This is a genomic window from Burkholderia sp. LS-044, from assembly GCF_004803625.1.
Lineage (GTDB): Bacteria > Pseudomonadota > Gammaproteobacteria > Burkholderiales > Burkholderiaceae > Burkholderia > Burkholderia cepacia.
In genome coordinates this window covers 290,101-302,555 of record NZ_SSWO01000003.1, presented here as the reverse complement: position 1 = coordinate 302,555, position 12,455 = coordinate 290,101, and the positions used below count along the sequence as shown (strand labels likewise).

Below are 12,455 nucleotides of genomic sequence, written 5' to 3'. Positions count from 1 at the left end.
CGCCCTGGCCCGGTTACCCGGCGTGCTCGCCGTCTTCGGGGTACGCGCGGGCCACAGGCCGACGCGCACGGCGGGAGGATCGCCCAAGCACGCGCCGCACACAATGCGCGATCCGGAATACCGCGCTTCACGGTTTCGATATGGTACGCCGCGCACCGCCCGGCGAAAGGCCGGAAACACCCGAAAAGCCCGCCGGAAGCGGTATCCGGCATACCGTCGACAGCCGCTCATGCGCGGCGCATTATCTTTGATATCGCGCCCGTATTTGCGCGGGGAACCTTTTTACAATGCCTGCACGGCGCTCGCTTCAATCTCGCCGACGGGTATGTAGCCACGTGACGTGGAGCCTCGATCCGCCGCACAGTCAATGGATCGAGTCGCCGCCGAACCCCGCATTCACATAAGGACACAACGAATGGGAAAGCTCACTACCCACGTACTCGATACGGCGCACGGCCGTCCCGGCGCGGCAATCAAGGTGGACCTCTACGCGCTGGACGGCGAATCGCGCCGCGCGCTCAAGACCGTGCTCACCAATAGCGACGGCCGCTGCGACGAACCCCTGCTCGAAGGCGCCGCGCTCGCCGCCGGCGAATACGAACTCGTGTTCCACGCCGGCGACTACTTCGCGTCGCTCGGCGTGAAGGTGCCCGAACCCCGCTTCGTCGACCGCGTCGTGCTGCGCTTCGGCATCGCCGACACCGCTTCGCACTACCACGTGCCGCTGCTCGTGTCGCCGTGGTCGTACAGCACCTATCGCGGCAGCTGACATTCGAATCAGCGCCCGCATCAAACAAACGATTTGAGTCTGGAGGAGTTTCATGGAAGGCTTCATCACCGACTGGCTGAACCTCGCGCTGCGATGGCTGCACGTCATCGTCGCCATTGCGTGGATCGGCGAGTCGTTCTATTTCGTCGCGCTCGACAACAGCCTGAAACCGCCGACCGACCCGAACCAGCGCAAGCGCGGCGTGTTCGGCGAGCTGTGGCATGTCCATGGCGGCGGTTTCTACAACATGCAGAAATACACGGTCGCCCCGCCGGAAATGCCCGATGACCTGCACTGGTCGAAGTGGCCGTCGTACACGACCTGGCTGTCGGGCTTCTCGCTGTTCTTCGTGCTGTACCTGCTCGCACCGAACACCTACCTGATCGACAAGAGCGTGCTCGACATGGGCCCGGTGGTCGCCGTCGCATCCGCACTCGGCTTCCTCGCGGCCGGCTGGATCGTCTACGACTCGCTGTGCCGCATCCTCGGCACCAACGACCGCGTGCTCGGCATCTGCGTCGGCATCTACGTGGTCGCCGCCGCCTACCTCGCGTGCCATATCTTCGCGGGCCGTGCCGCCTACCTGATCGTCGGCGCGATGCTCGCCACGATCATGTCGGCGAACGTGTTCTTCGTGATCATCCCCGGCCAGCGCAAGATGGTCGACAAGATGCTCAAGGGCGAAGAGCCGAACCCGATCTACGGCAAGCGCGGCAAGCAGCGCTCGGTGCACAACACGTACTTCACGCTGCCGGTCGTGTTCGCGATGCTGTCGAACCACTACGCGATGACCTACACGAACAAGTTCAACTGGGTCGTGCTCGTGCTGATCATGCTGGCCGGCGCGCTGATCCGCCAGTTCTTCGTGATGCGTCACCGCGGCAAGCAGCTGTGGTACCTGCCGATCGGCGGCGTCGCACTGCTGTCGGGCGCACTGGTCTGGACGATGCCGAAGCCGGTCGCGCCGGAAGCGCAGGCGGCCAACGCACCGAAGATCGTGATCAACGACATCATGCCGATCCTGCAGCAACGCTGCGTCGAGTGCCACTCGTCGAAGCCGACGCTGATGGGCAGCGCGCCCGCGGGCGTGATGTTCGACACGCCGGACGAAGTGTCGAAGAACGCACAGCGCATCTACGAACAGGCGGTGCGCCTGAAGGCGATGCCGATCGGCAACGTCACGCACATGACCGACGACGAGCGGACGAAGCTCGCCGCCTGGTTCGAGGGTGGCGCGAACAAGTAAGCCGCCGTGCGCCGGGTGTGAGTGCCCGGTGCAATCCTCTCCGTTCTCGGGCCCGGTGACGGGCCCGTTCTTTTTGGCGCGCCCCGGATGCCCTTCGCGCGTCAGCCGCGCGTCGCGTCGCGCTGGAGCGCGACGAGCGCATCGAGCGCGCGCGGGCCGTCGTCGAACGGCACGAAGATGTGATCGTGATACGCGGCCGCCATCACGTTGCAGCTGATGCCGGCCGCACCGAGTGCCCGCGCGAACGCCGCCGTGAGGCCGACGGCCGCCAGGTCGGAATGCACGGTCAGCGTGATCCAGGCCGAGCGGAACAGCACCGGCCAGCCGCGACGTGCAGCCGTTTCCTCGTCGACCACGACCGTCAGCCCTTCCGCTTCGCGGAACGTCGCAATGACTTCGGATAACGATACGTCTGCATCGGCCGACAGCGACACGAAGGCAAACGCACCCGGATGCAGTTCGGGCTGCATCGTGCGCAGCAGGACCGCGAGGTCGTTTTCAGGTTGACTCATCGGAAGAACACGCCCGGAACCGGGCATCGTGCGGTGGAGATGCGGGCACGATAGCATGCGCCGCCGCTGCTACCGCTACGCGCGCATCGTCGCGACTTCGTCCGCGGGCCAGCCGCGCAGTGCGACGATGCGCGGATCGTCCTGCGTGCGTTCGGGATACACGACGTGATAAGCAAGGCCCGGCGCCACCCCGACGCTCACGTCGAACAGCTGCACGACGCGCCCTTCCGCGAGATCGCGCGCGATCATGTGCGGTTCCGCCAGACCGACCGCCGTGCCGTCCGTCACGGCCTGCACGACGTGGCTCGAATCCGGAAACGACACGCAGCGGCTGTCGTCGAAACCGTCGACGCCGGCCGCGGCCATCCACGCCGACCAGCGCGGCCAGGTCACGCCGTCGACTTCGCAATCGACCTGGCAGAGCGTATGGCGCAGCAGATCGCGCGGCTTGCGCAACGGCGGCACGGCCGACAGCAGTGCCGGGCCGCAGACCGCGACGACCGACGTATCGAACAGGCGCTGCGCGCACGCGTCGCGATAGCGCCCGGTGCCGAAGCGGATCGCGACATCGACATCGTCATCGTCGAAATCGCGCAACCGGTCGGTGATGTCGAACGTCAGCTCGAACGCCGGATGCGCGGCCCTGAAACGCGGCAGGCGCGGCAGCAGCCAGTGCGTCGCGAAACGCGCGCCGACCGACACGCGCAACTCCGTCTGCTCCCGCGCGATGCGCCGCGCCCGGGCCGTCGCGCGCTGCAGGCCCGCCAGCGCATCGGCGGCCGCGGCGGCCAGCACGGCACCAGCCGGCGTCAGCCGGATGCTGCGGCTCGTGCGGACGAACAGTACGACGTCGAGCTGCGCCTCGATTTCCTTGATCTGATGACTGACCGCCGCCGGCGTCAGCCCGACCTCGTCGGCCGCCCGCGAGAAATTCAGGTGCCGCGCCGCCGCATCGAACGTCCTCAGCGCGCGCGTACCGGGCCACATGCGTTCCATCGATCTTCAAACCGGATTTGATGACCGTTCCAAAACTACTCGTTTTTCAAGATGCCATCAATCCGCAAACAATAGGCTTTCTTGACGATGCCGCGAGCCGCCCCGCGCTCGCGACCGAACCCGGAGATCCGCCGATGACCGTTGCCCCGTTCCCGTCCGTCGTTCAGCTCAACGGCGGCGCCGCCACCCCGGACGCGCTCGCGCCGCTCGCATTCGCGGGCCACGCGCATTTCACCGCGATGCAGGTGCGCGACGGCCGCGTACGCGGCCTCGACCTGCATCTCGCGCGGCTGCGCGATGCGTCGAACGCACTGTTCGGCCAGGCGTTGCCCGACACCCGGATTCGCGCGCTCCTGCGCGCTGCGCTCGAGCGCGCGCCGTCGGCGCTGTCGCTGACGGCGACCGTGCATGCGACGACGGGTGAATTCATCGCGCCGCGCGACGACGAAGCGCTCGACGTGCTGGTGCGCACCGCCGCGCCGTCGTCGGGGCCGGCGGGCCCGCTCGATCTCGTGTTGTTCGATCACGAGCGCGTGCTGCCGGAGATCAAGCACGTCGGCGAAGTCGCCAAGACGCACTTCCTGCGCCGCGCGATCGCGCAGGGTTTCGACGATGCGGCATTCGTCGATCGCCACGGACGCATCAGCGAAGGCTCGATCTGGAACCTGGCGTTCTGGACGGGCGACGCGGTCGTGTGGCCGGTGGCCGGCATGCTCGGTGGAGTCACGATGCACATCGTGCGCCGGCAGCTGGCGCGCCTGGGCGTCGCGCAGCACGATCGCGAACTGACGCCGGCCGACCTGCCGTCGATGGCCGGCGCCGTCGTGATGAACTCGTGGACGCCCGGTGTCGCCGTGCACCGGTTCGGCACGGCGACGCTGCCGGACGCGTCGTCGTTCGTCGCCCTGCTGCATCGCGCGTACGAACAGGAGGTGCCCGTCGCGCCGTGACGCGCGGGCCCCGTGTCGGGCATGGCTCACCCGTCGACCGTCTCCGGCAGCCGCGCGATCGCCTTGATCTCGAACTGGAAGCCGTACAGCCAGGTCACGCCGACGGCGGTCAGCGTCGGATAAGGCGCGTCGCCCCAGTACTCGGGGACGATCTCCCAGATCCGCTCGAACGTCGCTTCGGGATCGACGAGGAACACCGTCACGTCGACGACGTCGTCGAACGTGCAGCCGGCCGCGCGCAGTACCGCGTTCAGGTTGTCGAACGCGCGGCGGACCTGCGCGCCGAGTTCCGGTTCGGGCGAGCCGTCCTCGCGGCTGCCGACCTGCCCGGACACGAACAGGAAGCCGTTCGAGCGCAGCGCCGGCGAATAACGGTTGCGCTCGTACAGTGCCTGCCGACCGGGCGGAAAAACCACGCTACGCTTTACCATTCAGCACCTCCTTCGGTTTGTGGGGCGAAACCGCCCCGGCATCAACGATGAAGGCACTTTAAGGACGGTGGCACGGCGAATAAACCGGCAACCCTGTCCAACACTGTTTGCGCGCCCCAAACAATTCCCGACCGACGCGGAGCCCTGACCCGATGGACCGATTCGACGCAATGCAGGCGTTCGCCCGCGTGGTGGAAGCCGGCAGCTTCACGAAGGCCGCCGAGACACTGCACATGAGCCGCACCACCGTCACGCAACTCGTGCAGCAGCTCGAGGCACGGCTGCGCGTGAAGCTGTTCAACCGCACGACGCGCAAGGTTGTCGTCACCGCGGACGGCGCCGCGTACTACGACCGCGTCGTGCGGCTGCTGGCCGACATGGACGATGCCGAAACCAGCCTGTCCGCGGCGTCCGCGACGCCCCGCGGGCGGCTGCGCGTGGACGTGCCGAGCCCGTTCGCGCGCCTGATCCTGATCCCCGCGCTGCCCGCGTTCCATGCGCGCTATCCGGACATCCAGCTCGACATGGGCGTGAGCGACCGCGTGGTGGACGTGATCGGCGAGAACGTCGACTGCGTCGTGCGCGGCGGCGAGCCGACCGACCGCTCGCTGGTCGCGCGGCATGTCGGCGACCTGCGGCTCGGCGTGTACGCGTCGCCGGCCTATCTCGCGCGTGCCGGCACGCCGGCTCATCCGGACGAGCTGGAGGACTCGCATCACCGGATCGTCGGGTTCCTGTGGGCGCGCACCGGCAAGGCGTTGCCGTTTGCGATGGCATGCGACGGCGAGCGGATCACCGTGCGCGGACGCTACGTGCTCGCGGTCGACGACGGCAATGCGTACCTCGAGGCCGGCCTCGCCGGGCTGGGCATTCTGTGGCTGCCCGACTACATGGCCGGCGCGCATCGCGCCCGCGGCGAACTGGTGCCGCTGTTCGAGCGATGGCAGCTCGAACCGATGCCGATGTACGTCGCGTTCCCGCCGAACCGCCACGTCAGCACGAAGCTGCGCGTCTTCATCGACTGGGCCGCCGGGCTGATCGCCGAGCATGCGCCGGTCGCGAACCGGCGCCGCGCCCACGGTCCGCGCGACGCGCGCAAGACCGCGGCGACCTGAATCGCGTCGAAACGGCGGCACCATGAAAAAACCCGCGCAACGTGCGCGGGTTTTCGATCGGCCATGGCGGAACCGCCAGCGACGACTCAGGCCGTCAGCGCGTGCAGCGCCTCGTCGGTGAGCCACAGCGATTCCTGCAGGTCCTGCTCGTTCAGGTTCAGGCCGTCGCCGCCGCGATCGACGACGATGAAGTCGCTGACGCCGCCGAGCGCGATCAGCGGGTGATGCCACACGCCCTTCGCATAGTTGACGCCCTGCCACCCGCTCGTCACGAACGCGCGGATCTTTGCCGGATCGAGATCGCCCGCGGGCGCCACGACGACGAGATACGGCTGGTCGTTCAGCGGCACGAACGCCTGGCTGCCGAGCGGGTGCCGTTCGAGCATCTTCACTTCGAACGGCAGCGTGCGCGGCTGGCCGCGGAACAGGTTGACGAGCGTGCGGCCGTCTTCATCGGTCACGTCGACTTTCGCGAGATCGTGGAAGCGGATCGTCGTGCCGAGGTTGATCGGGATCTGCCTTGCCCCTTCCGTTTCGATCACGTCGCCGAACGGCGCGAACGCTTCCCTGGTCAGCGGTTCGATGACAAGCGTCTTCATTTGTCGAGCGTCCCCCACAGACGCAGGCGCGACACGCCGCCGTCCGGAATGATGTTCAGTCGCACGTGCGTGACGGGGCCGAGCGACGCGATGTCCTGTTCGAAGTAGTGCTGCTTGTCCATCTGCAGCTTCTGTTCGCCGAGCAGCACCGGCCAGAACATCGACTGCGTGATCAGCGAGCTGTCCGTTCCGCCCGACACGTACGCGGCCTGGATCGAGCAGCGATCCGGATAGTTGCCCTTGAAGAACGCGGTATCGACTTCGATCTTGCGGATCACGCCCGGCTGCGCGAGCGCGATGATCGCCCAGTCGTTGCCCGGTTCGCGGCGGCGGCGGGTTTCCCAGCCGTCGCCCATGTTCACGCCGCGACCCGGCAGCAGCAGGTTCGACGCGACGCCGAAGTGCTGGTTGTTCGCGGCCACCACGTAACCGCCGTTTTCCATCGCCGCGAGATCGAACTGCTCGGTCGCGCTCGCGCCGGCCCAGTCGAGCTGCGGCTGGCCGTACACGCGCAGGCGTGCAATGCCGCCGTCGGGGTAGATGTTCACGCGCAGGTGCGTGAACGCACGCGCGTCGCTCGCGTCGACATAGTGATGGCTGTTGCCCTGCAGCGTCGTCGACGGCACGATCTCGACCCACTCGGTCGCCTGCGTCGGCGCGCCGTCGGTCACGAACGCGGCCTCGATCGACGCGGCCGGCGGGAAGTTGCCGGTGAAGTGGCTCGTGTCGATGTCGAAGCCCTTGATCACGCCCGGGCGCGCGAGCTTGACGATGCACCAGTCGTAGCCCGTCGTGCGCTTGCGGCGCGTTTCCCAGCCGTCCATCCACTTGCCGTGGTCGTCGTACTTGCCGGGAATGAAAACGGCCGGCTCGGGGTTCAGCATCCGGTCCTTCGGCGCGAAGAAATCGTCGCTGGCCTCGAGCGCCTGCGCACCGAGACGCGGGTCGGCAAGATTCACGTAGCGCCGCGTGAATTCGGGTGCGTTGGGATCGAGAAGCGGAACAGCCATGATGTTTCCTTGTTTCAGTGAGGCGATCCGGCCGCTGCGACGCAGCGGGCCGTACTGCGGTGTCAGGCGTCGATCAGGTCGTCGAGGCGAAAGCGCGCGATCCGGTAGATCTGGTCGAGGCTCGCGCGCAGTTCCTCGGTGCGCGAATGATTCACGCGCGACTCGAAGTTCGCGATGATGCCGTGCCGGTCATAACCGCGCACCGCGAGAATGAACGGGAAGCCGAACTTCTCGCGATACGTGCGGTTCAGCGTCAGCAGCTTGTCGAACTCTTCCTGCGTGCACTGGTCGAGGCCCGCGCCGCTCTGCTCGCGCGTCGACTCGGCCGTCAGCTCGCCGCGCACGGCGGCCTTGCCGGCCAGTTCCGGGTGGGCGTTGATCAGCGCGAGCTGGCGCGCTTCGCCGCCCGATTCCACGGCACCCGACATCGTCTTGTGCAGCGCGTCGATGCTCGCGAACGGCCGCTCGCCGGCGGCGACTTCGGCCACCCACGGCGAATGTTCGAAGATCCCCGACAGCGCCGCGACAAATGCGCTCGGCGCCATCGTGTTCAGTTGATCCAACGTGTAGCGCATCGCCTTCATGCTTTCCCTTCGTTTCGATGATTGGGCTGATACGGATGATGTTCACGCCAGTGACGCGCGATATCGACGCGGCGCGTCACCCATACGCGATCGTGCTTCTCGATGTGATCGAGGAAACGCTGCAGCCCGCGGAAACGGCCCGGCCGGCCGAGCAGCCGGCAGTGCATGCCGATCGACAGCATCTTCGGCGCTTCGTCGCCCTCCGCGTACAGCACGTCGAACGCATCGCGCAGGTAGTCGAAGAAGTGATCGCCGGTGTTGAAGCCCTGCGGCGTCGCGAAGCGCATGTCGTTCGTGTCGAGCGTGTACGGCACGATCAGCTGCGGCGACGTCTTGCCGCCCGACACTTCGACGTCCATCCAGAACGGAAGATCGTCGCCGTAGTTGTCGGAGTCGTACAGGAAACCGCCGTATTCCGCGACGAGACGGTGCGTGTTGGGGCTGTCGCGGCCGGTGTACCAGCCGAGCGGGCGCTCGCCCGTCACGCGCTCGATCGCTTCCATCCCGAGGCGCATGTGCTCGGCCTCGAGTTCCGGCGCCATGCTCTGGTAGTGGATCCAGCGCCAGCCGTGGCACGCGATTTCATGGCCCAGCTCGACGAACGCGCGTGCGAGCTCCGGGTGGCGTTCGATCGCCATGCCGACGCCGAATACCGTCAGCGGCATCCCGCGCTTCTCGAATTCGCGCAGGATGCGCCACACGCCGGCCCGCGAACCGTATTCGTAGATCGACTCCATGCTCATGTGGCGGTCGGGATACGCGGCCGCGCCGACGATTTCGGACAGGAACTGCTCGGAGCCCGGATCGCCGTGCAGCACGCAGTTCTCGCCGCCCTCTTCGTAGTTCAGCACGAATTGCACGGCGACGCGGGCGCGCCCCGGCCAGTTCGCCTGCACGGGATGGCGGCCGTAGCCGATCAGGTCGCGAGGATAGTTGGGATCGAGTGACATGGTTCGAGGTGCGGCGAAAGCTCGCTGAAATAATGGGTTCGCATCGACCGCGCGGGTGCCGGAGGCCGGCTGCGCAAGCCGATGCGATGACGGCCCAGTGTAGCGAAAACGCCCATACGCGCCCATACAGCGGCGCAGATAGTGCGTGTCAGACGGTGTGTATGTGCGGTTGCGGCAAATTCGGGGCCGGCTCCGCCTCGTCCCCGTCCGGCGGGCTGAAGCGGGCGAACGCGCCGTCGTAGCGCTTGGGCAGCGGCCGCGCGTAATCGCCGCGCTTCGCCGTCGCGAGGCGCAGCGCGACGAGCGCCTCGGCCCACTTGACCGCCGCCGTGACGCCCTCGACCACCGGCGCGCCGATCTGCTGCTCGATTTCGTGCGCGAACTCGGCCATCCCCGCGCAGCCGAGCACGATCGCGTCGGCACCGTCCTCGTCGAGTGCGCGCCGGCATTCGTCGACGATGATCCGCCGCGCGGCCGAGCCCGGCCGGTCGAGCTCGAGCACGGCGACGTCGGTCGCGCGCACGTTGCGGCAGAACCGCTTCATTCCGTAGCGCTCCGCGAGGTGCCACGCCATCCCGCAGGTGCGCGCGAGCGTCGTGACGACCGAGAAGCCCGGCGCGAGCACGCTCGCCGCATGCATCGCGGCCTCGGCAATGCCGATCACCGGCCCGCGCGCGAGTTCGCGCGCCGCGTACAGGCCCGGATCGCCGAAGCACGCGATCACGTATGCGTCGCAGCCGTCGCGCTCGCCTTGCGCGATCTCGGCAAGCAGCCCCGGTGTCGCGAGCGCCTCGTCGTAATACCCTTCGATCGACGGCGGCCCCATCGGCGGGCTCACCGCCACGATCTCCGTGCCGGCGGCCGCGACCTCGCGCGCGCAGCGGCCCATCGAGTCGGTCATCCGCTGCGTCGTATTCGGATTGATCAGCCGGATCTTCATCGCACGCTCCTCAGGCCTTCGTGTTCACGAGCAGCCGGTAGAACACGAAGCCGAGCCCCGCGCCGATGAACCACGAGAAGTTCGCGACGCCCTGCCAGCCCGGCACCATCACGCACACGATCGCGATCACCGCGGCCGGCAACAGCGCGACGAGCGCGCGGCGGTTCACGCCGCCCGTGTACCAGTACGTCCCGCTTTCCGACATCGTGTACAGGTCGTCGCGCACGAGCCGGCCGCGCTTGACGAGGTAGAAGTCCGCAATCAGCACGCCGTACAGCGGGCCGATGAACGCGCCGAGCACGTCGAGCGTGTAGTGGATCACGGCCGGGTTGTTGAACAGGTTCCACGGCGTGATGAAGATCGACGCGACGGCCGCGAGCATGCCGCCCGCGCGCCAGCTGATCAGGCGCGGCGCGACGTTCGAGAAGTCGAACGCGGGCGACACGAAGTTCGCGACGATGTTGATGCCGATCGTCGCGATCGTGAACGTCAGCGCGCCGAGGATCACCGCGGTCGGATGGTCGATGCGGCCGACCGTCTCGACCGGGTCGGTGATGAGTTCGCCGAACACGGGCAAGGTCGCTGCCGTCGTGATCACCGTGACGAGCGAGAACGCGAGGAAGTTGACCGGCAGCCCCCAGAAATTGCCGCGCTTCACGTCGCCGAACGAGCGGCAGTAGCGCGAGAAATCGCCGAAGTTCAGCATCGGCCCGGAGAAGTACGACACGACCAGCGATACGGCCGTGATCATCACCGGAATCACTTCCGCGCCGTGATACTTGACGCCGCCGAGGTTGATGCCGATGTTGCGCCAGCCCGCGCGCCACACCATGTAGCCGGCGAGGATGAACATCACGACGTAGACGGCCGGCCCCGCGAAGTCGATGAACTTCTTGATCGTCTCCATCCCGTTCCAGAACACGAACGCCTGGAGCACCCACAGCAGCATGAAGCCGGCCCAGCCCACCGCCGACAGCCCGAGGAAGCCGTAGCGATGCACGTCCGCGTAAGGCAGCCATTGCGGGAAGAATTTCAGCACGACGATCACGAGCGCGCTCGACGCGAGATAGGTCTGGATGCCGTACCACGCGATCGCGATCAGCCCGCGAATCACGGCCGGCACGTTCGCGCCGAGCACGCCGAACGTCGCGCGGCACGCGACCGGGTACGGCACGCCGATCTGCTGGCTCGGCCGTGCGATCAGGTTGCACAGCACGTTCACGAGGCTGATCCCGACGATCAGCGCGATCAGCACCTGCCAGCTCGTCAGCCCGAGCGCGAACAGGCTGCCCGCGAACACGTAGCCGCCCACGCTGTGCACATCCGACATCCAGAACGCGAAGATATTGTACGAACCCCATGTCTGATTTTTAAGGGGTGCCAAATCTTCGTTATACAGACGTTCGCTGTAACCCTTCGGCAGCGTCGGGTCGCCGCCCTCGCCGCCCTCTTCCGCCGGATAGGCGCTATCGTGCGCCACACTGAACTGAGCCATGACTTCTCCTTGACGCGACCGGATGGCCGCTCCACCGTCATCGATATCGCTCCGGATCGACGCCCGGAGTCGGACCAGCGGCCCGCGGCAAATACCGCGGGCCTGCATTTCGCTCGTTATGTGGCGCGCGGCCGGGTTCGCGTCGCCGCTCAGGCGCCGCCGAACACTTCGCGCAAATCGACCTGCCCTTGTGCGGGCCGGTCCAGCATCTTCAGTTCGACATGCTGCAGGTGGTGCGCCATCAGCGTCACCGCCCGCTTCGGATCGCCCGCCTCCAGCGCGGCGAGGATCTCTTCGTGGTCGTCGCACGAGCACGGGCTGCGCCCGTGCGATTCGTACAGCGCCGACATCAGCGTCGAGCGTGCGACGAGCCCTTCGAGGCACTCGCTGAGCGTCGCATTGCCCATCAGCGTCGCGAGCGCCGTGTGGAATTCGCCCGACAGCCGGATCCACGCCGCGAAGTCGTGCCGCTCGAACGCCTTGCGTTCCTTGTCGATCAGCGCGGCGACGCCCTTCAGCCGCTTCGCGCCGGGCCCGGTCGCGAGCCGCTCGACCACGGCCAGCTCGATGATCCGGCGCATCTCGAACACCTCGTGTACGTCCTGCAGCGTCGGGCTCGCGACGAACGCGCCGCGGTTCGGCTCGAGCTCGACGAGCTTGTCGGTCGCGAGCTGCGCAAGCGCCTGGCGGATCGTCCCGCGCTTCACGCCGAATACGTCGCAGAGCTGCGCCTCCGTCAGCTTCGAACCAGGCGCGAGCCGATGCTCGAGGATCGCCGTGCGGATCCGCTCGGCGATCGCTTCGGGGCTGACTGCACCGGACAGGTGGGCTTCGGGCTCGTTCATGATCGGCATCGTG

Annotated in this window: 14 protein-coding genes; 4 read left to right on the top strand and 10 right to left on the bottom strand. The window is 67.3% G+C overall.

Annotated features, from left to right (window positions below):
- The first annotated feature begins 415 nt into the window (after positions 1-415).
- On the top strand, positions 416-769 hold the full coding sequence (uraH, locus tag E9536_RS09830; RefSeq protein ID WP_059694643.1) for a hydroxyisourate hydrolase: 354 nt from the start codon (positions 416-418) through the stop codon (positions 767-769).
- 52 nt (positions 770-821) lie between these two features.
- The gene (locus tag E9536_RS09825) at positions 822-2,015 is read left to right on the top strand and encodes a urate hydroxylase PuuD (protein WP_021160368.1); all 1,194 of its coding nucleotides are present in this window, start codon (positions 822-824) and stop codon (positions 2,013-2,015) included.
- A 101-nt stretch (positions 2,016-2,116) separates the two neighbouring features.
- On the opposite strand, the gene E9536_RS09820 is transcribed toward E9536_RS09825, so the two are convergent.
- Entirely contained in the window at positions 2,117-2,527 is a 411-nt protein-coding gene (locus E9536_RS09820; protein ID WP_124532558.1) for an ACT domain-containing protein, read from the bottom strand.
- A gap of 75 nt (positions 2,528-2,602) precedes the next feature.
- A complete protein-coding gene (locus E9536_RS09815) occupies positions 2,603-3,523 on the bottom strand; it encodes a LysR substrate-binding domain-containing protein (RefSeq protein ID WP_136469793.1) in 921 nt (306 codons plus the stop codon).
- 134 nt (positions 3,524-3,657) lie between these two features.
- Here E9536_RS09815 and E9536_RS09810 point away from each other — a divergent pair, with 134 nt between their 5' ends.
- Positions 3,658-4,473, top strand: coding sequence for an aminotransferase class IV family protein (locus E9536_RS09810; protein WP_211097458.1), 816 nt, complete (start codon positions 3,658-3,660; stop codon positions 4,471-4,473).
- A 26-nt stretch (positions 4,474-4,499) separates the two neighbouring features.
- Here E9536_RS09810 and E9536_RS09805 read toward each other — a convergent pair whose 3' ends face one another.
- Positions 4,500-4,904, bottom strand: a complete 405-nt coding sequence (locus E9536_RS09805) for a RidA family protein (protein ID WP_060084307.1) — start codon at positions 4,902-4,904, stop codon at positions 4,500-4,502.
- Positions 4,905-5,056: 152 nt separating this feature from the next.
- On the opposite strand from E9536_RS09805, the gene E9536_RS09800 reads away from it, so the two are divergent.
- Positions 5,057-6,019, top strand: a complete 963-nt coding sequence (locus E9536_RS09800) for a LysR family transcriptional regulator (protein ID WP_134255256.1) — start codon at positions 5,057-5,059, stop codon at positions 6,017-6,019.
- Between the two features lie 86 nt (positions 6,020-6,105).
- Here E9536_RS09800 and E9536_RS09795 read toward each other — a convergent pair whose 3' ends face one another.
- The 7 genes from E9536_RS09795 to E9536_RS09765 all read right to left on the bottom strand — a co-directional run bounded on the left by E9536_RS09795 (position 6,106) and on the right by E9536_RS09765 (position 12,451).
- Positions 6,106-6,618, bottom strand: a complete 513-nt coding sequence (locus E9536_RS09795; RefSeq protein ID WP_136469791.1) for an ureidoglycolate lyase — start codon at positions 6,616-6,618, stop codon at positions 6,106-6,108.
- Positions 6,615-7,628 carry an allantoicase gene (gene alc, locus E9536_RS09790; protein ID WP_136469790.1) on the bottom strand — a complete coding sequence of 338 codons (1,014 nt, stop codon included), beginning with the start codon at positions 7,626-7,628 and terminating at the stop codon, positions 6,615-6,617. Before alc ends, E9536_RS09795 begins: the two co-directional genes overlap by 4 nt.
- 62 nt (positions 7,629-7,690) lie before the next feature.
- Complete coding sequence (uraD, locus tag E9536_RS09785) at positions 7,691-8,212, bottom strand: 2-oxo-4-hydroxy-4-carboxy-5-ureidoimidazoline decarboxylase (RefSeq protein ID WP_027787129.1); 522 nt, start codon at positions 8,210-8,212, stop codon at positions 7,691-7,693.
- Complete coding sequence (gene puuE / locus E9536_RS09780) at positions 8,209-9,162, bottom strand: allantoinase PuuE (RefSeq protein ID WP_059694654.1); 954 nt, start codon at positions 9,160-9,162, stop codon at positions 8,209-8,211. Before puuE ends, uraD begins: the two co-directional genes overlap by 4 nt.
- A 148-nt stretch (positions 9,163-9,310) precedes the next feature.
- The gene (locus E9536_RS09775) at positions 9,311-10,102 is read right to left on the bottom strand and encodes an aspartate/glutamate racemase family protein (RefSeq protein WP_027787127.1); all 792 of its coding nucleotides are present in this window, start codon (positions 10,100-10,102) and stop codon (positions 9,311-9,313) included.
- A 10-nt stretch (positions 10,103-10,112) separates the two neighbouring features.
- A complete protein-coding gene (locus E9536_RS09770) occupies positions 10,113-11,597 on the bottom strand; it encodes an NCS1 family nucleobase:cation symporter-1 (RefSeq protein ID WP_059694659.1) in 1,485 nt (494 codons plus the stop codon).
- 149 nt (positions 11,598-11,746) lie between these two features.
- Positions 11,747-12,451: a GntR family transcriptional regulator gene (locus tag E9536_RS09765; protein ID WP_059694660.1), complete on the bottom strand. Its 705-nt coding sequence runs from the start codon at positions 12,449-12,451 to the stop codon at positions 11,747-11,749.
- Between the last annotated feature and the right edge of the window lie 4 nt (positions 12,452-12,455).

Bases quoted from the DNA above. Each gene is read 5' to 3' on its own strand.
- E9536_RS09805 (WP_060084307.1), bottom strand. From the start codon at position 4,904: ATGGTAAAGCGTAGCGTGGTTTTTCCGCCCGGTCGGCAGGCACTGTAC.
- uraD (WP_027787129.1), bottom strand. From the start codon at position 8,212: ATGAAGGCGATGCGCTACACGTTGGATCAACTGAACACGATGGCGCCG.
- E9536_RS09770 (WP_059694659.1), bottom strand. From the start codon at position 11,597: ATGGCTCAGTTCAGTGTGGCGCACGATAGCGCCTATCCGGCGGAAGAG.
- E9536_RS09775 (WP_027787127.1), bottom strand. From the start codon at position 10,102: ATGAAGATCCGGCTGATCAATCCGAATACGACGCAGCGGATGACCGAC.
- E9536_RS09815 (WP_136469793.1), bottom strand. From the start codon at position 3,523: ATGGAACGCATGTGGCCCGGTACGCGCGCGCTGAGGACGTTCGATGCG.
- E9536_RS09765 (WP_059694660.1), bottom strand. From the start codon at position 12,451: ATGCCGATCATGAACGAGCCCGAAGCCCACCTGTCCGGTGCAGTCAGC.
- E9536_RS09825 (WP_021160368.1), top strand. From the start codon at position 822: ATGGAAGGCTTCATCACCGACTGGCTGAACCTCGCGCTGCGATGGCTG.
- alc (WP_136469790.1), bottom strand. From the start codon at position 7,628: ATGGCTGTTCCGCTTCTCGATCCCAACGCACCCGAATTCACGCGGCGC.
- E9536_RS09795 (WP_136469791.1), bottom strand. From the start codon at position 6,618: ATGAAGACGCTTGTCATCGAACCGCTGACCAGGGAAGCGTTCGCGCCG.
- uraH (WP_059694643.1), top strand. From the start codon at position 416: ATGGGAAAGCTCACTACCCACGTACTCGATACGGCGCACGGCCGTCCC.
- E9536_RS09820 (WP_124532558.1), bottom strand. From the start codon at position 2,527: ATGAGTCAACCTGAAAACGACCTCGCGGTCCTGCTGCGCACGATGCAG.
- E9536_RS09810 (WP_211097458.1), top strand. From the start codon at position 3,658: ATGACCGTTGCCCCGTTCCCGTCCGTCGTTCAGCTCAACGGCGGCGCC.
- puuE (WP_059694654.1), bottom strand. From the start codon at position 9,162: ATGTCACTCGATCCCAACTATCCTCGCGACCTGATCGGCTACGGCCGC.
- E9536_RS09800 (WP_134255256.1), top strand. From the start codon at position 5,057: ATGGACCGATTCGACGCAATGCAGGCGTTCGCCCGCGTGGTGGAAGCC.